At 62.6% G+C, this 16883-nt stretch carries 32 protein-coding genes and 1 tRNA gene; 6 read left to right on the top strand and 27 right to left on the bottom strand.

What is annotated here, in order from left to right:
• Window positions 1-13 precede the first annotated feature (13 nt).
• The 22 genes from D2E22_RS08465 to D2E22_RS08370 form a co-directional block, all read right to left on the bottom strand.
• A complete protein-coding gene (locus D2E22_RS08465; protein ID WP_241218343.1) occupies window positions 14-370 on the bottom strand; it encodes a hypothetical protein in 357 nt (118 codons plus the stop codon).
• A 19-nt stretch (window positions 371-389) separates the two neighbouring features.
• Window positions 390-1022 carry a hypothetical protein gene (locus tag D2E22_RS08460; RefSeq protein WP_241218342.1) on the bottom strand — a complete coding sequence of 211 codons (633 nt, stop codon included), beginning with the start codon at window positions 1020-1022 and terminating at the stop codon, window positions 390-392.
• A 390-nt stretch (window positions 1023-1412) separates the two neighbouring features.
• Complete coding sequence (locus D2E22_RS08455) at window positions 1413-2066, bottom strand: HNH endonuclease (RefSeq protein WP_126032665.1); 654 nt, start codon at window positions 2064-2066, stop codon at window positions 1413-1415.
• The gene (locus D2E22_RS08450; protein WP_126032664.1) at window positions 2063-2485 is read right to left on the bottom strand and encodes a hypothetical protein; all 423 of its coding nucleotides are present in this window, start codon (window positions 2483-2485) and stop codon (window positions 2063-2065) included. The genes D2E22_RS08455 and D2E22_RS08450 overlap by 4 nt, the downstream gene beginning before the upstream one ends.
• Complete coding sequence (locus D2E22_RS08445) at window positions 2475-2777, bottom strand: hypothetical protein (RefSeq protein WP_126032663.1); 303 nt, start codon at window positions 2775-2777, stop codon at window positions 2475-2477. Before D2E22_RS08445 ends, D2E22_RS08450 begins: the two co-directional genes overlap by 11 nt.
• 167 nt (window positions 2778-2944) lie before the next feature.
• On the bottom strand, window positions 2945-3655 hold the full coding sequence (locus tag D2E22_RS08440; protein ID WP_126032661.1) for a hypothetical protein: 711 nt from the start codon (window positions 3653-3655) through the stop codon (window positions 2945-2947).
• Between the two features lie 76 nt (window positions 3656-3731).
• Window positions 3732-3926 carry a helix-turn-helix domain-containing protein gene (locus tag D2E22_RS08435; RefSeq protein WP_126032660.1) on the bottom strand — a complete coding sequence of 65 codons (195 nt, stop codon included), beginning with the start codon at window positions 3924-3926 and terminating at the stop codon, window positions 3732-3734.
• A gap of 3 nt (window positions 3927-3929) precedes the next feature.
• Complete coding sequence (locus tag D2E22_RS08430) at window positions 3930-4751, bottom strand: phage antirepressor KilAC domain-containing protein (RefSeq protein ID WP_126032659.1); 822 nt, start codon at window positions 4749-4751, stop codon at window positions 3930-3932.
• A 113-nt stretch (window positions 4752-4864) separates the two neighbouring features.
• Window positions 4865-5254 carry a hypothetical protein gene (locus D2E22_RS08425; protein WP_126032657.1) on the bottom strand — a complete coding sequence of 130 codons (390 nt, stop codon included), beginning with the start codon at window positions 5252-5254 and terminating at the stop codon, window positions 4865-4867.
• Window positions 5255-5257: 3 nt separating this feature from the next.
• Window positions 5258-5521, bottom strand: coding sequence for a hypothetical protein (locus D2E22_RS08420; RefSeq protein WP_126032655.1), 264 nt, complete (start codon window positions 5519-5521; stop codon window positions 5258-5260).
• On the bottom strand, window positions 5521-5694 hold the full coding sequence (locus D2E22_RS10595) for a hypothetical protein (RefSeq protein WP_164518487.1): 174 nt from the start codon (window positions 5692-5694) through the stop codon (window positions 5521-5523). The genes D2E22_RS08420 and D2E22_RS10595 overlap by 1 nt, the downstream gene beginning before the upstream one ends.
• A gap of 96 nt (window positions 5695-5790) precedes the next feature.
• The gene (locus tag D2E22_RS10590; protein ID WP_164518486.1) at window positions 5791-5940 is read right to left on the bottom strand and encodes a hypothetical protein; all 150 of its coding nucleotides are present in this window, start codon (window positions 5938-5940) and stop codon (window positions 5791-5793) included.
• A complete protein-coding gene (locus tag D2E22_RS08415) occupies window positions 5937-6263 on the bottom strand; it encodes a hypothetical protein (RefSeq protein WP_126032654.1) in 327 nt (108 codons plus the stop codon). Before D2E22_RS08415 ends, D2E22_RS10590 begins: the two co-directional genes overlap by 4 nt.
• The gene (locus tag D2E22_RS08410; RefSeq protein ID WP_126032652.1) at window positions 6260-7294 is read right to left on the bottom strand and encodes a hypothetical protein; all 1035 of its coding nucleotides are present in this window, start codon (window positions 7292-7294) and stop codon (window positions 6260-6262) included. The genes D2E22_RS08415 and D2E22_RS08410 overlap by 4 nt, the downstream gene beginning before the upstream one ends.
• Window positions 7291-7704, bottom strand: a complete 414-nt coding sequence (locus D2E22_RS08405) for a RusA family crossover junction endodeoxyribonuclease (RefSeq protein ID WP_126032650.1) — start codon at window positions 7702-7704, stop codon at window positions 7291-7293. The genes D2E22_RS08410 and D2E22_RS08405 overlap by 4 nt, the downstream gene beginning before the upstream one ends.
• A gap of 13 nt (window positions 7705-7717) precedes the next feature.
• The gene (locus tag D2E22_RS08400) at window positions 7718-8269 is read right to left on the bottom strand and encodes a single-stranded DNA-binding protein (RefSeq protein ID WP_126032649.1); all 552 of its coding nucleotides are present in this window, start codon (window positions 8267-8269) and stop codon (window positions 7718-7720) included.
• A gap of 3 nt (window positions 8270-8272) precedes the next feature.
• Window positions 8273-8605, bottom strand: coding sequence for a hypothetical protein (locus D2E22_RS08395; RefSeq protein ID WP_126032648.1), 333 nt, complete (start codon window positions 8603-8605; stop codon window positions 8273-8275).
• A gap of 386 nt (window positions 8606-8991) precedes the next feature.
• Window positions 8992-9255, bottom strand: coding sequence for a hypothetical protein (locus D2E22_RS08390; RefSeq protein WP_126032647.1), 264 nt, complete (start codon window positions 9253-9255; stop codon window positions 8992-8994).
• 1 nt (window position 9256) lies between these two features.
• Entirely contained in the window at window positions 9257-9877 is a 621-nt protein-coding gene (locus D2E22_RS08385) for a hypothetical protein (protein WP_126032642.1), read from the bottom strand.
• 13 nt (window positions 9878-9890) lie between these two features.
• Entirely contained in the window at window positions 9891-10103 is a 213-nt protein-coding gene (locus tag D2E22_RS08380) for a DNA-binding protein (protein ID WP_241218339.1), read from the bottom strand.
• 5 nt (window positions 10104-10108) lie between these two features.
• Window positions 10109-10363 carry a hypothetical protein gene (locus tag D2E22_RS08375; protein WP_126032640.1) on the bottom strand — a complete coding sequence of 85 codons (255 nt, stop codon included), beginning with the start codon at window positions 10361-10363 and terminating at the stop codon, window positions 10109-10111.
• A gap of 16 nt (window positions 10364-10379) precedes the next feature.
• The gene (locus tag D2E22_RS08370) at window positions 10380-10709 is read right to left on the bottom strand and encodes a helix-turn-helix domain-containing protein (protein ID WP_126032639.1); all 330 of its coding nucleotides are present in this window, start codon (window positions 10707-10709) and stop codon (window positions 10380-10382) included.
• A 132-nt stretch (window positions 10710-10841) separates the two neighbouring features.
• On the opposite strand from D2E22_RS08370, the gene D2E22_RS08365 reads away from it, so the two are divergent.
• The 3 genes from D2E22_RS08365 to D2E22_RS08355 all read left to right on the top strand — a co-directional run bounded on the left by D2E22_RS08365 (window position 10842) and on the right by D2E22_RS08355 (window position 12828).
• Window positions 10842-11261, top strand: a complete 420-nt coding sequence (locus D2E22_RS08365) for a helix-turn-helix domain-containing protein (RefSeq protein WP_126032638.1) — start codon at window positions 10842-10844, stop codon at window positions 11259-11261.
• A gap of 62 nt (window positions 11262-11323) precedes the next feature.
• Entirely contained in the window at window positions 11324-12409 is a 1086-nt protein-coding gene (locus tag D2E22_RS08360; RefSeq protein WP_126032637.1) for a type I restriction enzyme HsdR N-terminal domain-containing protein, read from the top strand.
• A 71-nt stretch (window positions 12410-12480) separates the two neighbouring features.
• Window positions 12481-12828 (top strand): ImmA/IrrE family metallo-endopeptidase, encoded by a 348-nt coding sequence (locus D2E22_RS08355; RefSeq protein ID WP_126032636.1) that lies wholly within the window; start codon window positions 12481-12483, stop codon window positions 12826-12828.
• Window positions 12829-12928: 100 nt separating this feature from the next.
• On the opposite strand, the gene D2E22_RS08350 is transcribed toward D2E22_RS08355, so the two are convergent.
• Window positions 12929-13330, bottom strand: coding sequence for a hypothetical protein (locus D2E22_RS08350; protein WP_126032635.1), 402 nt, complete (start codon window positions 13328-13330; stop codon window positions 12929-12931).
• On the bottom strand, window positions 13327-13848 hold the full coding sequence (locus tag D2E22_RS08345; protein ID WP_241218338.1) for a Panacea domain-containing protein: 522 nt from the start codon (window positions 13846-13848) through the stop codon (window positions 13327-13329). The genes D2E22_RS08350 and D2E22_RS08345 overlap by 4 nt, the downstream gene beginning before the upstream one ends.
• Before the next feature lie 201 nt (window positions 13849-14049).
• Between D2E22_RS08345 and D2E22_RS10885 the strand changes: the two genes are divergently transcribed.
• The 3 genes from D2E22_RS10885 to D2E22_RS08340 all read left to right on the top strand — a co-directional run bounded on the left by D2E22_RS10885 (window position 14050) and on the right by D2E22_RS08340 (window position 14597).
• Entirely contained in the window at window positions 14050-14175 is a 126-nt protein-coding gene (locus tag D2E22_RS10885; RefSeq protein WP_277600018.1) for a hypothetical protein, read from the top strand.
• Between the two features lie 82 nt (window positions 14176-14257).
• On the top strand, window positions 14258-14401 hold the full coding sequence (locus D2E22_RS10585) for a hypothetical protein (RefSeq protein WP_164518485.1): 144 nt from the start codon (window positions 14258-14260) through the stop codon (window positions 14399-14401).
• Complete coding sequence (locus tag D2E22_RS08340) at window positions 14394-14597, top strand: hypothetical protein (protein ID WP_126032634.1); 204 nt, start codon at window positions 14394-14396, stop codon at window positions 14595-14597. Before D2E22_RS10585 ends, D2E22_RS08340 begins: the two co-directional genes overlap by 8 nt.
• On the opposite strand, the gene D2E22_RS08335 is transcribed toward D2E22_RS08340, so the two are convergent.
• From D2E22_RS08335 to D2E22_RS08325, 3 genes are all read right to left on the bottom strand, one after another.
• Window positions 14594-15805 (bottom strand): tyrosine-type recombinase/integrase, encoded by a 1212-nt coding sequence (locus tag D2E22_RS08335; protein WP_126032633.1) that lies wholly within the window; start codon window positions 15803-15805, stop codon window positions 14594-14596. The genes D2E22_RS08340 and D2E22_RS08335 overlap by 4 nt on opposite strands.
• Before the next feature lie 156 nt (window positions 15806-15961).
• Window positions 15962-16035, bottom strand: a tRNA-Gly gene (locus D2E22_RS08330).
• Window positions 16036-16357: 322 nt separating this feature from the next.
• Complete coding sequence (locus tag D2E22_RS08325; protein ID WP_126032727.1) at window positions 16358-16807, bottom strand: holo-ACP synthase; 450 nt, start codon at window positions 16805-16807, stop codon at window positions 16358-16360.
• Between the last annotated feature and the right edge of the window lie 76 nt (window positions 16808-16883).

Genomic DNA, 16883 nt, shown 5'->3' with positions numbered 1-16883 from the left:
CTCCCCCGCGTTGCTAGTAGGCGTTGCCCCAGCGTGAGCCGACGACGGCGCGCATCTGCGCGCTGCGCTCCCCCTGTGTTCGTGGTTGTTCCTGCGCGAATTGGTCGGGTATGTCGATGCGGGCCATGAGGTCGGCGAAATGCCGTTCGTCCGCGCGAAGCTCGCGCAGCAGCGGGTGGGCGACCTTCTGGCCTTGGCTGCCTTTGACGAGCAGTTCGTTGCCGATGGCCTTGCGCATCTTGGCGATGCGGTCCAGGGTGAAACAGGCGTTGGCCAGATAGCGTAGCTCGATGTCGGTGAACTCGACGCGCTCGGTCAAATCGTGCCATAGGCGTTGACCGTGCCCGCCGCTGGCCAGTCCGACCGGCATGCGCGGTTTCTTTGATTGGTCACATGTCATTGAACAGCCTCCCGAATGCGTCGTGCTCGGCGAGGTTCATGAGCACGGTGATGTCCGCGAGCTTGCGCTTGCTTGTCTTGTATGGTTTGCCGGTCACGGTGATGTACCGGCCTTGTGAATACGCTTCGATGTTCATGCCGTCGCGCAGCTTGATGCCTTTGCGTGGTTCGCACAGGCCCCAGATATGCAGGCCGTCTCCGCTCGGGCTGATCTCGATGAACGTGTCGCCGGCGAGCATGATGAGTTTCTTGGCCCAGTCGGCCAGATGGTTGCGCGCGTCGTAGCAGTGGTCGAGGTCGAGGCAGGCGAACCCGCCTCCGAGCACGAAACCCATGCCCACACCGGCGTGCAGCTGTTCCGCGGTCTCGTAATCGGTCCATGTGGCCGGGTCTGTGCTCGACGCCGGGGTGCCGTCTGGTTGCACGGGCATCTTGGTCACGGTGTCGCCGCGGCGCATCGGCCTCCAGTTGACCCACCGTGTCTGCATGAGCATGTCCTGTGGCGGGCGCGCCTCCTCCAATCGGTGCGCGCGCATCTTGCAGCGTGGCGAGCAATACCGGCGGCGCCTGCCTTTGCCGGTGCGCTCCGGTAGTTCCGTCATGCAGTATTCACAGGTGTTCATACACACCATTATAAAACGTAACAGAGCTGGAAACGCCGGAATTTCAACGAAAACTAAAAAGTAACAGAGCTAAACCGTTTTGTGTGCACCAACCAAGAACCCGCACCGCGAACACTCACCATGGCCCACAGACCACAAAAACAGCCCACAGAGCACCCAACGGCGGCAAACACAACAAAAACTCGAGGCGCCGCAAAACGACACCCCAAGCGTACGTATGATTCTTTCTGCTATCCGGCGGTTCTGGGGAGGCTCCCTCCGGAGTCCTCCCCCACCCCATGGGGGCGGCGGAGGCTCGCGAGAAAAACCGCGAACCGAACGAACCGAAACGCTTCATCTTCCCGTCTTTCCTTCCGCCGCCGCGCGCCGCAACAACGCAACGAATCAACATCAACAAATTCTTCCGGGATTCGCTTCACGAGGATGCTTGCGCTCGCGAGCGCGAATCATATTGCGCTGCGCGCTTTCACGCGCGGTCTTGAGCCTATGACAATTGTGGTTGAGCCATTGCAGATTGTCAAGCGAGTGGTCGTCACCGGGGACGATGTGGTCGCAGTCCGTGCCGATGCCGTTGCACAGCACGGAATGTGTCGCCGCCTGACAATGATTGTGCGCGCGATCGCGCACCATGGCACGCACCCGGTCCCAGTCCTCCGGGAGCCTGGACTGCCGATCGCTCGTGTACCAGGACATCGTCACCTCGTCTCCTCGCTGCATGCGTGTGGTGCGCGGCGCATATGCGAAGCATTGTCCGCGAGCGCCGAGGATTCTTCGACCGCGCTCGCGTGTGTGAAGATCGTGGCTTCCTGACGGCGCCCCGGTTAGCGACTCCGGCATGGCGGGCACCCTGCAACTTGGGTCGGCTCGGTGGCCGGCGCTTGGGCGGGTGTCGTCCGACTCGGTGACCTGCACGCCGGTCGGTTGCATGGCGTCGGCGATGCGGGTGAGCTGGTGTGCGATTACGTCGAACGAGTTCTGCTGCAGCGTATTATTCTCTTGGGTGATTGTGATGCACATGCCAGCCCCTGCCTTCAGTGTTTTCACGTTTTGCTTTGTTGCTCTATTCGGTCGAGGAACTCGTCAAAATGCTTTTTCTCCTCTTCATTCCTTCTCCGATTGGCGAAATAGCTGAATATCGCGTCAATCATGCAGGCGATACCGATAGCAAATAGAATGACTAAGACTAATGCTTGCATGTCTAGGTCGAACGTTTTCCCTTGAAAGATTGGCAGGATACCGCCAATCGAACCGGAGGCAAGGCCCAATCCTCCCCAGAACAGATCATTCTTGATCCCCTTCCTTTCAAGGTTGGCGTTGAGGTTTCCACGTATCAGGTCCCAATCCTTTTTCTCCACGATTAAAACCCCTTCCGGATGGTATTCAGCACTTGCGCCGGGAAGCTCTATGACCGATGCCGACAGGTCATCCTGAGACGACGTACCGCGAGGCTGCTCATTCATCATCGCCCTCCTTCGGGGGGAACGCGTTTCCGACGATGAGCGAATTGAGAAGAAACATGTATCCACAGTTCTTGCAGAAGACCGGCGTTACCGGAAGGACCTGCGTACCAAGCCCTACGACTAGATTGCCTCCCTCATATTCACGCAGTTCGAACGTCTGCCCAATCGACCAGGACATCCGTGTACATATGGGGCATTCCCTCGAATTGATCCAGTGCGCGTTCAACCATTCTAATGCGGCATTGGTTTGTTTCAGATTACGAGCCTGACGCTGTTCCTTGCTTTCGACTGACATGCCAGCATTATAGGAAAGCGCCCAGCCGCCGATGCGATGTCAGCCGAATACCGGCGACCCGATACGCTGACGGCCCCGGACAGTCCACACCGTCCAAGGCCATACACTCGCGCTCAGCTACACGCGTCGCGCAATATTACACATGGTAGGCGTTACACCTTCGGCTGTCAAGCGGAGGCGCGGTGCAGCCTCAGCACGTCAGCGAGCGCGTACACGGGCGCACCCGTGTCGTCGTGGCCGGCGGGTTTGAGTTTGCCGCGGTGGGCCCATTGTCTGATGGTGCCGGCTTTGATGTGGATGCCGCAGGATGCGAGGAGGCGGCGTAGGCCTTTGGTGGTGTCGACGGCTCCTGAGGTGAGGAGGCGTAGCTGGTGTGCTTCGATGATGTCGGCGAGGCGGCTGAGGTGTCCGCATTCGGGGCAGCGGTAGTCGCTGTCGGCTGGCTGTGTTTCGGGCGCCCATGCGGGGGATCCGCAGCGTACGCAGATGCCGACGTAGCGGCGTGTCGGTTCGGGGTCGGTCATCTGGCGGACTTGCCAGAGTGTTTCGCCGATGAGGCGTAGGCATGCCCATGCGTCGGCGCGTGCGGCGAGCGTGGCGCATGGGGCAGGTCGGTCGAGGCCTTTGAGCAGGTCGTGCAGGTCGGTGTCGCGGCCGAAGCGCAGGCCGGCTCCGATTGCGATGTGGCGGACCGTGTCGTCGAGGCGTCGCAGCAGGTCGTGTGCGGGCAGGCTGATCGGTGTGGGCGCGACGCTTGTGCTTGCGGGTCCGGTGGGTCGGGTGACGTGGATGCGGCGGTCCGCGAGCGCCGCGAGGGTGATGGTTTCTTCGCGTAGCTCGTGGAGGTCTTTGTGGAAGCGGTCGGCGTCTGGCTGCATGCTTGGTTCCTTCCGGGTATGATGGCGTGTGGTCTCGCGCCCTTGATCCCCGGAAAGGGGTGATGGGGCTTTTCTTTTATGGTTGGTCGTCGAAGAGCGGCACGTCGCTGAACGCGGGTGGCTCCGGTTTGGTCGTGGCGGGTTTCCCGCCGGTGCGGATGACGTCTTTCACTTCGGCTTCGGATACGCCGAGCAGGCTGGCGGTGCGGGTGACGGTGACGCCGTCGGCGTGCCATTTGAGGATCATTTCGGTTTTGTGTGCGCTGACCATGGGTCAGTCTCCTTCGGGGATGTCGAGTGTGTCGGGGTTGTAGTCGAGTTGGTCGTGCATGCGTTCGGCTCCGATCCTCTGGTAGAGCAGGGTTAGGCCGCGTCGGGTGATTTTGCAGGTGGGTTCGAACGCGAATCTGGTGCCGTCACGGTGGCGGCCGGAGCGTTTGGGCGGCACGAGGCGCAGGTGGCCGGCGTCTTTATGTGCCGCGTACGGCCGGTAGCCTCGTTCCTTGCGGTAGATCCACTGGTGGTCGAGCATCCATGCGCGCAGTTCGCTTTCGCGGATGGGAAGCCCGGCGGTGGTGAGCGTCGACGCCGCGTCTCGGACGGTCAGCAGGTCGGGCGCCTCGCAGAAGTCCTCGTACGCGCGTGCCTTCGGCGTCAGACGGCGCACCTGCTCCTGCGCTTCCTGACGCTGGGCGGCTTCTTCCTTGAGGCGGGTGGCGAGCATGATGATCGTGTCCGGGTCCGCGAGCGCCGCCCTGATTGTGTCCGGGGTCATGTAGGCGCCGTGTTTGCGGATGGACGGGAGCACGTCGGAGGTGACCCATTTGCGGAAACGGCGGGCTGCGGGTTTGCGGCTGTCGAGGATGACGTCGTAGAGTCCGTCCTCGTTGACGACGGTGATTTTCTGCGGGCCGCCAAGGGTGTCGATAGTAACGACACCCTTTTGCCGGTCGTCCAATCGTGCGGCGACGTCACGGGAGTTGCCGATGCCGCAGGCCGCGCACACGTCGGAGAGCGCCCAGCGTGGGGTGCCGTCGTCGGCTGTGATGACACGCACCGGTGTTCCCTCGAAGTCGAGGTTGACGAGTTCGTCCATGATGGTCCTTTCGTTGTCGAACTTTTGTTCGGATCGTTAGAAGTGGTGGTCGGCCGTCCACCAGCTGATGGCGATCATGACGGCGCAGATGACGGCGAGGCCGATCAGGTCGCTCATGCGTCGGATCCTTCGAGCAGGGCGTCCAAGACCTCGTCGTCGCCGGCCGGTTCGATCTCGTACACGTACATGGCGTATGCGTCGTAGGCATGCCCGCCCAACTCGACCGCGTCGGGGAACAACTCCTTGAGCTCGTCGACGGGGACCTCGACGAGTTTCGAGAGCAGGCCCCAATTCCAGGACGAGCCTTCGTATCCGCCGAATGCGGTGCGCGACAGGATGCGCGCTTGGCCGAGGTGCTCGCCCGTGGCGGCGTCCACGAACACGAACAGACGCGACCGCCAGTCCACTTCCTCGTCTCGTAGTTCGAACCGTTTGCGCCCTTCGGCGATCATCTGCCAGTATTCGCGGCGTATCTTCGCCACGGTGACACTGCGGGTAATCATCCCCTACTCCTCCTCGCTCTCGCTCTTAGTGATGTGGTCGTCGGCGGCCGCGTCACCGGTGTTGGGCGTCCACAGCGCGTCGAGCAGGCCGGTGACGGCCGTGATCGCGTCCGCGAGCGCCGCGTGCTTGCCGGCGATGTAGACGCAGTCGGTGACGTTGTGGCGAGGGTCGAGGCTCGGGTCGGCGGCGATCGTCTTGGATTGGGCGGCGAGCGCGTCGATCACGTCCGCGAGCGCGAGCATCCTTTCGGAAACGTTCGTGGCCATCAGCGTGCCTCCTGGTCGTGTTCGCGCCGCTCGTGCTTGCGTGTCTGACGGTCACGTCGAGCGCCCCGTGCGATGCGCTGGTCGAGGCTGATGGCGTCTTTGACGCAGGTGATGAGGCCGGCGAGGCCGACGAGGGCGGCGATGCATGCCATGTTCAGGATGACGACGGTCATACGGTGGTCCTTTCGGTGGTTAGAAGTCGTGCCAGCCGCACCAGATCGCGAGCGCGACGAGGGCGGTGAGGATGATGGTGAGGATGACGAGGATGTTCATCGGCGGCCCTTACTGGTTCGGTGATCGCCGTGGCTGCGGTCGCGCCGACCCCGCCGGTCGTGGATGTCGTGGGCGATGCTGATGGCGATGCGCATGAGCATGCACGCGGTCAGGGCGCCGAAGCCGAACGCGGCGAGCGGGCTCATGCGGACCTCCCGCAGCGATAGCGGTCGATGGTCTCCTGTTCGGCGTCGAGCACGGCGTCCCAGTCGATGCGCTCTCCGCCGTCGCAGTGCGGGCAGTGGGCGCGCTCCGGGTGCAGCCGTTCGCGCAGCGAGTCCGCGGTGCGCACCGTCCAGCCTCCGCACTCGCACCGGCACTCCCAGCACACGCGACGCCGTCCGCCGGCCCGGCGCACCACGGGGCGCACCGCGGTCAGATGTCCGAAGCGGCAGCCGGTCAGGTCGTCGTAGCGCTCGGGCAGCGCATCGCACGGGACGCTCGACGCGAGGATACGCACGTCGCTCATGCCATGCTCCCGTCCGCGAGCGCCGCCGAGCCGGTATCCGCGGCCGGGCCGGCGAGCGTCGATTCGACGTCCGGGATGCCGTCTTCGCGGTTGAGCCGGTCGGCTTCGGCGGCGCAGGCGGTCATCCAGTCGGATGCGCCCCATCCGTGTCGTTCGTGGTTGTAGTCGGCTTCGTGCGGGCTCATGCGGGTCTGCACGTGGCCGCAGTCCCATGTGTGCCGGTGCGTGGGCGGCTTGGCTGTGTGGCGGGTCGGTGGCGCGACGGCGGCCTTGGGTTGTTGGGCGAGGATCGTGACCTCGGTGTCGATCCACGTGCAGAACTCGGCTGACAGGGCCTCGGGTGCGGCTCGCAGCTTGTAGGCGGCGAGGCCTCGGGCGTGCAGTTTGCGGCGGAAGCGGGTGGCGAGCGCGCCCAGGTCGACTCTGGGATGTCCGGCGCGGGCGAGTTCGTCGGCGTAGGCGATGCAGGATGCGTCGGGCTCCCACACGTCGATCAGCTCGCTTTCGCTTCTCGTCTCCTCGGCGGCGGTGGCGGTGGCGGGCGCGCTCGCGCGCGCCTCCCCCACTTCCTCGTGAGAGGAAGTGTTTTGGTTTTGGTTTTGGTTTTGGTTAAAAGAAGGCTCTGGATTCACGTCGGATTCCGTCCGGATTCCGTCCGGATTCCGAGCGGAATCCTTCTTGGTCGACGATGCGGCGGGTTTGCGGGTCTTGCGTTCGCGGTCCCTGGCGCGTGCGGCCTCGATGTCGGCTCGGCTGTTCTGCCATTTGTCGTAGTTGTGGATCCGCCAGCCGCCGTCCGCGTCAGGTTCCCATTTGCCTTCGTCGACGAGGTAGTCGATGACGTCGTCGGGCACGCGCAGCACGTAGCGCACGACGGTCTCGTCGAGGCGCCCGTCGGTCATGTTGTCGGACGCGTAGCTGATCGCGGCCACATAGTACGCGAGCGCGGCGGGGTTGACCGCGAGCATCTTCATGCCGTCGGGTGAGCGCCACAGGTCGTTGCTGAGCTTGGCGTAGCCTTTCTGGCTCATGGCTTCTCCTTTGTGATTGGTGTGATGTGGATGTCGATGCGCCATACGCCTGGGTGGCGGGTGGGTTCCCCCATCGTGTAGGTGCGTCGGCGCAGGTGCGTGTAGTCGTCGTCCGCCCACAACCCGGCGTCGGTCAGGCCGTCGACGAGATGCTTGACGGTGGGCGCGAGGTTGTCCGGGTCGGCTCGTGACGGGCGGCGTGGATAGTGCACCTCGTACGCCACGTCCACGCGCAGGTCGCGCCTCCATGCGCGGTGGCGTGCGAGCCAGTCGCGGCCGGCGACGTAGCCGGCGTGGCGCAGATGCCTGGCGCGCTGCGCGTTCGCATACACGTTACCTTGGCCGCCGTTGGTTTTCAGCAGCCACGGCTTGGGCACGTCGATGCTGATCGTCACGCGCTGTCCGCTCATGATCCGCGTCTCCTTAGAAATCGTCCGAGTCATCGCGAGCGCCGAATGTCGTCCCGAACCCGCCGTCACCGTCGGCCCACGGATCCGACACGGCCGACGACGCCGACCGGGTGGCGCCGCCCTGATACGGGGCACCCGAACCGGCAGCCGACTGGCCGCCCTGCTGGCTGCCGACGAAGCCGGCGCTCGCGCTCTGGCGGTTCACCTGCGCGGTGGCGCGGCGCAGGGAGGGGCCGATGGTGTCGACGCGCAGTTCGACGACGGTGCGCTTCTCGTGGTTTTCGGTCTCGTACGTGCGCTGCACGAGGCGTCCCTGCGCGATGACGTTCATGCCCTTGGACAGGCTGTGCGCGATGTTGCTCGCGAGCGCCGTATGCTGCGAATCCCATGCCGAGCAGTTGAGGAACAGCGTGTCGCCGTCCTCCCACTGGTTGGTGTTGCGGTTGAACGTGCGCGTCGACGAGGCGATCGTGAAGTTGACGACCGTCGACCCGTTGCCTACGGTGCGCAGTTCCGGGTCGCGCGTCAGGTTGCCGACGACGGTGATGATGGTCTCCCCCGCCATTGCCTACTGCTCCTTCGTGTCGGTTTCGGCGCGGGTGAGCGCCTGCTTGTACAGGCCCAGCGCGGCACCGGCGAGCATGTACAGCTCGCCGCGCGTCAGGTGGCCGAGTTCGCTCGACATGCTGACCATGCCGCCGCTGTCGGCGTCGCAGCTGACCAGGAGCCGGTCGACGACGCTAGCGTCGGCTTCGTCCCTGATGACCGTGTCGACGGCCATGGGACGCATGCGGCCCTCCTTGATCATCAGCTCCACCGCGACCGCGGTGAGCTTCGCCTCGTCCGGCACCTCGCGCTCTGCGGCGTTCCGCGCCGGCTTCGGCGCCTGCTGGTCGTCCATTGATCCTCCTTCGGGGTTTGGTCGGTCGTTGGTGAGGTTGTCGGACGCGCTGGGTGTGTGGAGTATCCCCGCGTGAGGGGGCGGGGCGGTTGGCACCGCGCGCACCCATCGCTCCCGCGAGCCGGGCTATCGTCGGCTGTGGGTGACGTTGACGCGTCCTGAGTGGGCCGGGGAGGATTCGCACCTCCCTCCACCACGCATTCCGCCGAAGGAAAGAAAGAGAAGCATAGGCGGTATGCGGGTGGGGCTAGCTTGCGCGGCCCCGGTGCGTGGCCGCCGATGCACTCAGGGGGCGGCCACGCGTTTTCGGTTATCGCCATGGGCGGCGGATGCTCCCCCGTCCATGGCATCCGTGCGCGCGGGGAATGGGCGCGCGCACGGACGGATCATCCGAGCGCCCGCTTCGCATGGCGTGCGATCCGCTTGGTGCGGCGCCATGCGAGCGTGAGCGTCTCGCAGGTGACGTCGAGCATCGGCACCGCGTATGCGGCGGCCGCGAGGAAGGTGAGCCACGCAAGCGTGTATGCCCATGGCGCGCGGTAGAAGCCGGGGCCGGCGGCCACGTAGCCGAATGCGGCGATCGCGGCGATCGTGCAGGCGGCCGCGAGCGCCCGCTGCCAGATTTTCGGTGTCTTGTCCTGACGTGTCATGTCATGCGCTCCTCTCGTCGGTGCACGCCTCGTCGCCGTCGATCTCGGCGATGAGTGCGTCGATGTGCTCGCTGATCTCCTGCAGTGTGCTGCGTCTGGCGGCGGCGACGGCGTCTGCGAGGAGCTCCGCCATTGAGGCGATCCTCACGAACACGGCGCCGTGCCCGTCGCGCACCGCGCCGAACCGCGCCTCGAAACAGCGCGTCTCACCGCCATCCGGCTCGTCGGTCTCGTCTGCGGGTTCGGTGATGTCGTCCGGGTCCAGTTCGGGCGCGACCGGTGCGGCATCGTACGGGACGCGCTCGCCGTTGGCGTCGATGTAGCCGTATTCGGAGCTCTTGCGCATCAGCCTCCACTGCTCGCGTGTGATGCGCGAGTCGATGCCGGTCAGGCGGATGCGTGCCTCGATGTAGGCATTGTGGATCCCGTGCCGTTCATACGGCTCGTATTCGGTGTGCTTCGCGTCGTACGCGTCGAGCATGTCGTAGAGGCGGTCCACCTCCTGCTGCGCGGCTTCGCGGTCGGCGCGCAGGTCACGCAGCAGGGGGCTTTCCACGTATTCGCGCCTGCCGCACGGCCGCTCCTCGTAGACGTAGCCTTCGGAGTCCTTGTATCGGGTCATGATCGGTTCCTTTTCAGATTTCGTAGGTTTCCATGTAGTGGTCCATCTCGCGGCGGGTCACGTGCCGCCAACTGCGAGCGCCCCTGCGACTCCTGGGACGCGTGGTGATCAACCGTCCGTCCCTCGCGGCCTCGAGCAGTCCCTCGTAGGAGACGCCGTACGCTTCGGCGGCTTTCGGGAGTGTCCATGCGAGGCGCTCGCACAGTGGTGTGGTGTTGCGTTTCATGTGGGTCATTCCTCTTCCGCGGTGAGTTGCGCGATGATGATGCCGGCGATGGCGTCGAGGTCGATTTCCACCGGCCGGCCGGGGTCGGGGTAGGCCATGTAGTCGCGGTTGACCGTGATGTGCAGGTTTCCACCGTCGGCTTCTGTGGCCCACTGGTCGATGGTCGCGGCGAGTTTGGCGGTGACCTTCTCGCGCAGTTTGCGTTCCTGGGCTGGGTTGTGGCCGGTGTCCGGTGTGGTAGTGTGGGTGTTGGTATTCATGGGATTCAGTCCTTTCTCATGACCCGGAGGCGCCTGTTGCAGCGGGCGCCTCATTTTTTTCTTCCTTGGACGCGAGCGCCTCCGCGCGCTGGTTGTACGTTGCGACTGCATCGTCGCAAAGTTTGATAGCGTCAGAGGGTTTGACTCCAGCAGCAGCAGCGAGTTTCAGAAACTGCGAGAGCCTGAGGTCGCCATCCTCGAATCTCCGGTCGAGAGTCGGCGTCGAGACGCCGGCACTGCGAGCCATCTGCGTCTTGGTCAGGTCGTTCGCCCTAGCCGCTCGACGCAGGTAATCAACAGCATTGCAAGCTGCTTCTTGCATTATGTAAGTCTGTTCTTTCGCCATGCTTTGAGTGTAACAACAGACTTACACTAGTGCAACATCAGTGTGTCGTTTTGTAAAAATGCTGAAGCATATTATGATGTCAGCATGGCTCGGAAATACGCAGACTCATGGGAACCAGCAGACATAGCTGTCATGCAGATCATTGATGATGCCCGCCAGCGAGCACCGATACCCATATCGGATAGAGCACTAGCTAAGGCAATCAACGTCAGCCCACCGCGCGTAGCGAATCTGTTCTCGCATTCACACGGCTCGCCGACATTGCGCGAGTTTTTGGCACTCTGCTCGGTATTGCAGATATCACCGTCACAAACACTCGATGCAGCGCTCTCCAACGTGGCTGCAGAGAATAACTCTGAACCCTCTGCCGCCGTCGACGATGCGAATGCGGCGCTTGTGAGCGCGGACGACGATACCACGGTGCCGGATATGTCAAGTTTGTCTGCTGATGAGCAGGCTGCGTACGTGGCCTCGCACTTGGAGCAGTTCGACATTGCCGCGAAGAAGGGTGATCTTGAGCGTGAGCAGGAGGCGTTCGAGGAGCTGCCGTAGTCATCAGCGAGTGTATTGAACCTGTAAGAAATCCACTACCAAGGAACGAGAAGGAGAAGGTCATGGATTTTGAGGAAAGCCTGAATCAGGTGGCGGCGAAGGTCCGCGACCTCAAGGACGGCATTGAAACAGAGGAGGCCACGAAAACGGCGTTCATTATGCCGTTCATCGGTCAGGTGCTGGGATATGATGTGTTCAATCCCAACGAGGTGGTCCCCGAGTTCACGGCGGATGTGGGTGTGAAGAAGGGCGAGAAGGTTGATTACGCCTTGGTGCGGGACGATCAGGTGCAGATCCTTATCGAGTGCAAGAAGGTCGGCGCACCGCTCAGTCTGGAGAACGCGAGTCAGTTGTATCGCTACTTTGCGGTCACGAATGCGCGCATCGGTGTCCTGACCAACGGCCAGGTATGGAACTTCTATATGGACATTGACGAGCCGAACCGCATGGATTCCAAGCCGTTCCTCGTGCTCGACCTTCTCGATATCGACCCGACGGTCGTTCCGGCCGTGGAAAAGCTCACCAAGCCCGCGTTCGATTTGGATTCCATTGCCAGCAGCGCGGAAGAACTCAAGTACGTGGGAGCGCTCAAGAGGGCCGTCGGAGACGAGTTCCGTGAACCATCTGACGATTTCGTGAAGCTGCTCGCCTCACATGTCTACGAAGGTGCGTTCTATGCGTCTGTGATGGACAAGTTCAGGCCGCTGGTAAGCAAGGCCCTGAAGCAGTATCTGTCTGATCAGGTCAACGACCGGCTCAAGACGGCTCTGGGGGCCGACGATATCAAGATCGGGACTGGTGACGACATGGAAGACAACCAGGCGCAGGAAGACGAGACTCCTGCCGACGATGACGGCGTCGTCACCACTGAGGAAGAGATCGCTGCATACCACATCGTCAAGGCCATAGCCTGCAGCGACGTCGACCCTGAGCGCATCACGATGCGCGATGCAAAATCGTACTGCTCCATCTTCTTGGATGACAACAACCGCAAGCCCGTGGCGAGACTGTTCTTCAACACGAAGCAGAAATACATCGGTTTGTTCGATGAGGACAAGAACGTCACCCGCCATCCCCTCGAATCCCTCAACGGGATCTACGCTTTTGCGGACCAGATTCGCGAAGAGGTCCAGCGACTGCTGCAATAATCCCATAGCGTTCGGGACACCAAGGAGAGTCTACGGAAAAGCTACTAAAGGAGGCGTCGCGTTGGGCGCGTGTGGCCGAACAGCCGCTGCCGGGCGGCTATGAGGGGTTATACGCGCCCGGTCTGGATCTGATTGTGTTGGATTCGCGTCTGACGGACGTGCAGCGCCGATGCGTGCTTGCGCATGAGATCAGTCACGCGCGGCATCATGACGCCGGCTGCCGGTGCGACCGGTGGACGGAGCGGCGCGCGGACATCGAGGCCGCCGCCATGCTCATCAGCCCGCTCGAGTTCGCGTATGCCGAGGCTGTGTACGAAGGCAATACGCTCGGCATGGCACGCGAGCTCAACGTGCTGCCCTGGGCCATCGAAGCGTTCCGCGAGCGCCTGCATGACAATCCGAGTCTGATTGTGCAGTGATGGATGCACGGGATATGATGATGCCGCCGGGTGTGGCGTACCACCTTGACGATGCCAAGTATTTCGTGTTGAGCCCGTAATCTCGATGCCTTAGGAACCGCTACGCATTCGGCAAGATCCCGACGGTACGGGCTGCGCCGAATAGGATGACTGCTATGATACCGAGGACACCGACGACAACGACCGCGAAGTCACACCAGAACAGGCACTTGAATATGATTGGGTGTTCTCCAATAAAGATATGCACTCGTCGTTTGCGGTCAGGTATATACGCATACACCATATCGGCCACGCGATAGAGGAACCTGAGGAATGGATGCCAACCAGTGATGCTGCCGAGCGAGTTGTCTGCGGTCGTCGACTGCGGGCCATCTCTGCGGCTCATGTCCTCCGGTTCAGGCTCGTTGACCGCCTGAGTCGGAACACTTGTGTCCTCGACTGGTTCGAACGGGATGTCCGAATCCGCGTCGTCGGGGACACCTCCCTTGTCGTCCTCTGTCATCGCTTGGGCTCCCTGAGCATGCAGTCGAATGTGTGATCGTCAGCCATGACGGCGTTGTCGATGAAGTCCCTATGGTCCGCGATAGCCTTGCTCCAGGATGAGCCGGGAACGTGCGTGAGTCGGGACAGTTCCACGGCTCCGCAATGTTTCATTGATCGCCAGACGGTGTCTAGCGCGCCTGCAAAAGCGGGTGCCTGTGCCTCGTTAACTGCGGTGGCGAGCCCGCGTGCGTCGGTTGCGTACCGGTCGATTGGCTGTGCGCCGAACGTCTTGAATTCGTCATAGACGGCAGCACATACTGGTCCGTACTTCCAAGGTTGGAATGATTCGGTAAGAAGATGCCTTCTCGTGGCACGTTGGTAGAGGCAGGTAACGAAGAAGAGGAGTTTCTGCAGTTTCATCGGCGTGATAGGAATGCTTTCGGTGAAGGCGCGCCTGAGGATACTGTTCGCAACGTAGGTGGGATTGATTCCTACGCCCTCCAGGCTATCCACTTCTTCCTTAGTCACATCGTCCATGGTTTCTTTCTATGCGGGCGTTGTTACGGACGTCCGCTTTCCGTGTGTCGCGCTTCGTGCGGCGGTGTTGTGATGTTTGCTCCATGCTATCTCCGTCATGGGATTTCCATTCAGCGTCCGGTTCCAGTTTCAGCGTGCCGACTTGACATATCTATAGTAACTATGTTACTATAGATATGTCAGCGAAAGAAAGGAGGTGACATGACACCGGCGGAGATCATCACCAGTCTGGGGATCTGCTTCGCGGGGCTCGCGGCCCTTGTCAAATCGCTCGCCGCGCTCCTGACGGCCATCGGCAAGGTCAGGAAGAAACCCAAGAGGAAGTAAAAGCGAGGGTTTCCGAATAACCCAAGTATCCGGAAACCCTCCGCCCCAGACTATCTCCGCACATGGTCATGTCGAAGGCATCATGAGGTACGAATCGGTAGTGGGCGCGGTGTTCGCGCTTGGAACGGCCGCGAGCGCGTGGTTCGCGTGGCCTGCGTTGGTCACGTTCGGCTGCGCGCTCATCGCCGCGGTGTTCTCCCTGATGGGAGGCGCAAACCGTGGTTGAGCGGTATCTGGGTGTGAAGCAGGTCGCCGAGCGCCTCGGCATCACGGCGGGCGGACTGCTCAACTTGAAGCTGCCGGATCCTGACGCATACATCGGCCGTACGCGCGGCTGGAAGGAGGAGACGATCGACGCGTGGAACGCGGCACGCCCCGGCCGTGGTGCCGGCGGTGGCAGGCCGCGGAAACACTCGGACTAGAGTCCCGAGCCTACAGCCGCGCGCGCCCGTTCGGCGAGCGCGGCGAGGGTCTCGGGCTCCCAGTGGGTGTATCCGGCGGTGGTGGTGATTTTGGCGTGGCCCATCATGGCGGTTCGTGCGTCGTCGGCGGCTCCGGATTGTGCGAGCGCTGTGGAGAAGAAGTGCCGTGCGCTGCGCATGGTCACGTATGGCAGTCCTGCGTCGTCGAGCGCCTGCTTCCATCTGCGTCGTTCCATTGCTCCGGAGAGTGGTTTGCCGTCGGAGGTGGTGAATATGAGTTCGTTGTGTTTGATGTGGTGGGTGCGGGCGCGGTGTTGGAGGGCGAGCCATGTTTCGGTGCTGAGGGGTACGAAGCGTTTACCCTGATGGCTTTTGGGCGGCAGGAGCCAGTGGTGTGCGTCGATCTGGCGTGCGGTGAGCCATGAGGGTATGTGTGGTGTGCCGTTGAGTCGTTGGAGTTCCCATTCGACCTGTATGCCGTGGATGCCGTTTTTGGTGACAAGTTCGGCTGGGGTGAGTGCGAAGCGTTCGGCCTGGCGCATGCCGGTTTCGAATGCGAGCGCGAATATCAGTGCCCACATGTCGCGTTCGTCGTCGGTGGCGAGCAGGCGTGTGGGTCCGGCGTCCCTCACGGCGCCGATGGCTTGTGCGGGCTGTCCGGCGGCGAGGATGGCTGTGGGGGCCGGTTCGACGCGTGGCGGGTCGGTCATGAGGACGGGGTTCGAGTCGATGAGGCCGTCGCGTGTGGCGGTGTGGAGGATCTGCTTGAGCCGGGTCCAGTAGTTGAGGATCGTTTTGCTGGATCTGCCGACGCTGAGGTCGAGCATCGTGTTTTCGACGGTGGCTGGTGTGATCGCGTCGAGGCGCATGCCGCCTATGGTGGATGCGAGCGCGTTGCATTCGGCCCGGTATGTTTCGAGGACACGTGGTTTGACGCGGGTGGCGATGGTGTCGAGCCAGTGGTCCATGTAGGCGCGCAGGTGTGGTGCTTTCGCCGATGGGATGGAGCCCTGCGCGGCGAGTTTTTCGAGTTTGGCTTCGAGCTTGGAGCGGGCTTCGGTACGGGTGCGGCCGATCGCGCTGATACGGCGGCGTTTGCCAGTGACTGGGTTCGGGGGCAGTTCGCGGATCGCGTGCCAGCGTCCATTTGCGTCCTTGGTTTCGCTTCCGGTTCCCTTGGGGCGGCGTGTTGTTTTCGATGGTGCCATGGTGGATGTCCTTCCCGTTGCAGCGGTGTAGGTCAGCCTATAGGTCGTCCTATCGTGGGCACAAGTTGCGAATCTATGCGAAAATCTTGCACGCGGCTTGAGATACAGGAAAGGCCGCGAACCCTTGATTTCTCAGGGTTTGCGGCCTATTCGCACTGGAGCGGATGACGGGAATCGAACCCGCGTAATCAGTTTGGAAGACTGAGGCTCTACCATTGAGCTACATCCGCGTGCCACCCGAAACATCGTTCCGGACAACGTGTGCCATTATACACAACGCCGTGCCAACCGCAAATCGCAGGCGTTGCGGTTGCGCGCATTCACCGGATTCTTTGGCGATGCCGCGTCGCCGTGCGCCCAGGCGCGCCGTCCGGCACAGCCTGCACAGGCGTTGCGCTCCGCGCATCCGCATTCATGACCGCACAAATCGCAGGTACATGCGACGACCTATACGCATACGACTGTCACGGCATCTCGAAGATGCAATACATCCGGCGCGGCATACGCAGTCGATGCTATATGCCGCACATGCCTTGCGCGCAATCGTTCTCGCTATTGCGCGCACAGCATGACGACGGCCGACGCGATGCCGCCGTCGTGCGAGATCGACACGAGCCAGCGCAAATCCGGCTCCGGTTTCGCGTCGCCGAACACATGCGCCCCGACCGATTTGCGCAGTCGGCTTTCGACGTCGATGCCAAGCACGATGCGCGGGCAGCCGTTCGCCTCGTTGAGCACCTCGATGCTCGCCCACGGCGTATCGTCGAGCGTATAAGGGCTCACCGCCGCGCCGAGCGCCTCGCACCATGCCTTGACGACCGATTCCTTGGCGGCCCATCGGCCGGCGAGATGCACGGCCTCACCGTCATGCTTCTGCTCGGCGCGCATCCGCACCTGGCGCAGTTCGCGCGCCGAGAACAGCGCACGCATACGCGATCCGGGCATGCCGAGCTGTTCCTCGAACGCCCGCACATCCACCACATCATGTCCGACGCCCAGCATCGTCATCACCGCGGCCTCCTTAATCATCGCCATCCGCCGCTACCACGATAGCCGCCGCATCCGCGTTCTCCCCCAG

This window comes from Bifidobacterium castoris (assembly GCF_003952025.1).
Taxonomy (GTDB): domain Bacteria; phylum Actinomycetota; class Actinomycetes; order Actinomycetales; family Bifidobacteriaceae; genus Bifidobacterium; species Bifidobacterium castoris.
This window is presented reverse-complemented; position numbering and strand designations above follow the sequence as displayed.

What these genes read in the sequence shown, in the direction of transcription:
- D2E22_RS08395 (WP_126032648.1), bottom strand. Translation starts at nt 8,605, where the DNA reads ATGGACGACCAGCAGGCGCCGAAGCCGGCGCGGAACGCCGCAGAGCGC.
- D2E22_RS08370 (WP_126032639.1), bottom strand. Translation starts at nt 10,709, where the DNA reads ATGGCGAAAGAACAGACTTACATAATGCAAGAAGCAGCTTGCAATGCT.
- D2E22_RS08430 (WP_126032659.1), bottom strand. Translation starts at nt 4,751, where the DNA reads ATGGACGAACTCGTCAACCTCGACTTCGAGGGAACACCGGTGCGTGTC.
- D2E22_RS08390 (WP_126032647.1), bottom strand. Translation starts at nt 9,255, where the DNA reads ATGACACGTCAGGACAAGACACCGAAAATCTGGCAGCGGGCGCTCGCG.
- D2E22_RS08400 (WP_126032649.1), bottom strand. Translation starts at nt 8,269, where the DNA reads ATGGCGGGGGAGACCATCATCACCGTCGTCGGCAACCTGACGCGCGAC.
- D2E22_RS08450 (WP_126032664.1), bottom strand. Translation starts at nt 2,485, where the DNA reads ATGATGAATGAGCAGCCTCGCGGTACGTCGTCTCAGGATGACCTGTCG.
- D2E22_RS08405 (WP_126032650.1), bottom strand. Translation starts at nt 7,704, where the DNA reads ATGAGCGGACAGCGCGTGACGATCAGCATCGACGTGCCCAAGCCGTGG.
- D2E22_RS08460 (WP_241218342.1), bottom strand. Translation starts at nt 1,022, where the DNA reads ATGAACACCTGTGAATACTGCATGACGGAACTACCGGAGCGCACCGGC.
- D2E22_RS08325 (WP_126032727.1), bottom strand. Translation starts at nt 16,807, where the DNA reads ATGCTGGGCGTCGGACATGATGTGGTGGATGTGCGGGCGTTCGAGGAA.
- D2E22_RS08350 (WP_126032635.1), bottom strand. Translation starts at nt 13,330, where the DNA reads ATGACAGAGGACGACAAGGGAGGTGTCCCCGACGACGCGGATTCGGAC.
- D2E22_RS08385 (WP_126032642.1), bottom strand. Translation starts at nt 9,877, where the DNA reads ATGACCCGATACAAGGACTCCGAAGGCTACGTCTACGAGGAGCGGCCG.
- D2E22_RS08445 (WP_126032663.1), bottom strand. Translation starts at nt 2,777, where the DNA reads ATGTCAGTCGAAAGCAAGGAACAGCGTCAGGCTCGTAATCTGAAACAA.
- D2E22_RS08410 (WP_126032652.1), bottom strand. Translation starts at nt 7,294, where the DNA reads ATGAGCCAGAAAGGCTACGCCAAGCTCAGCAACGACCTGTGGCGCTCA.
- D2E22_RS08365 (WP_126032638.1), top strand. Translation starts at nt 10,842, where the DNA reads ATGCAGATCATTGATGATGCCCGCCAGCGAGCACCGATACCCATATCG.
- D2E22_RS10590 (WP_164518486.1), bottom strand. Translation starts at nt 5,940, where the DNA reads ATGAGCCCGCTCGCCGCGTTCGGCTTCGGCGCCCTGACCGCGTGCATG.
- D2E22_RS08420 (WP_126032655.1), bottom strand. Translation starts at nt 5,521, where the DNA reads ATGGCCACGAACGTTTCCGAAAGGATGCTCGCGCTCGCGGACGTGATC.
- D2E22_RS08465 (WP_241218343.1), bottom strand. Translation starts at nt 370, where the DNA reads ATGCCGGTCGGACTGGCCAGCGGCGGGCACGGTCAACGCCTATGGCAC.
- D2E22_RS08345 (WP_241218338.1), bottom strand. Translation starts at nt 13,848, where the DNA reads ATGGACGATGTGACTAAGGAAGAAGTGGATAGCCTGGAGGGCGTAGGA.
- D2E22_RS08440 (WP_126032661.1), bottom strand. Translation starts at nt 3,655, where the DNA reads ATGCAGCCAGACGCCGACCGCTTCCACAAAGACCTCCACGAGCTACGC.
- D2E22_RS10595 (WP_164518487.1), bottom strand. Translation starts at nt 5,694, where the DNA reads ATGACCGTCGTCATCCTGAACATGGCATGCATCGCCGCCCTCGTCGGC.
- D2E22_RS08360 (WP_126032637.1), top strand. Translation starts at nt 11,324, where the DNA reads ATGGATTTTGAGGAAAGCCTGAATCAGGTGGCGGCGAAGGTCCGCGAC.
- D2E22_RS08425 (WP_126032657.1), bottom strand. Translation starts at nt 5,254, where the DNA reads ATGATTACCCGCAGTGTCACCGTGGCGAAGATACGCCGCGAATACTGG.
- D2E22_RS10585 (WP_164518485.1), top strand. Translation starts at nt 14,258, where the DNA reads ATGAGGTACGAATCGGTAGTGGGCGCGGTGTTCGCGCTTGGAACGGCC.
- D2E22_RS08375 (WP_126032640.1), bottom strand. Translation starts at nt 10,363, where the DNA reads ATGAATACCAACACCCACACTACCACACCGGACACCGGCCACAACCCA.
- D2E22_RS08435 (WP_126032660.1), bottom strand. Translation starts at nt 3,926, where the DNA reads ATGGTCAGCGCACACAAAACCGAAATGATCCTCAAATGGCACGCCGAC.
- D2E22_RS08380 (WP_241218339.1), bottom strand. Translation starts at nt 10,103, where the DNA reads ATGAAACGCAACACCACACCACTGTGCGAGCGCCTCGCATGGACACTC.
- D2E22_RS08335 (WP_126032633.1), bottom strand. Translation starts at nt 15,805, where the DNA reads ATGGCACCATCGAAAACAACACGCCGCCCCAAGGGAACCGGAAGCGAA.
- D2E22_RS08415 (WP_126032654.1), bottom strand. Translation starts at nt 6,263, where the DNA reads ATGAGCGACGTGCGTATCCTCGCGTCGAGCGTCCCGTGCGATGCGCTG.
- D2E22_RS10885 (WP_277600018.1), top strand. Translation starts at nt 14,050, where the DNA reads ATGACACCGGCGGAGATCATCACCAGTCTGGGGATCTGCTTCGCGGGG.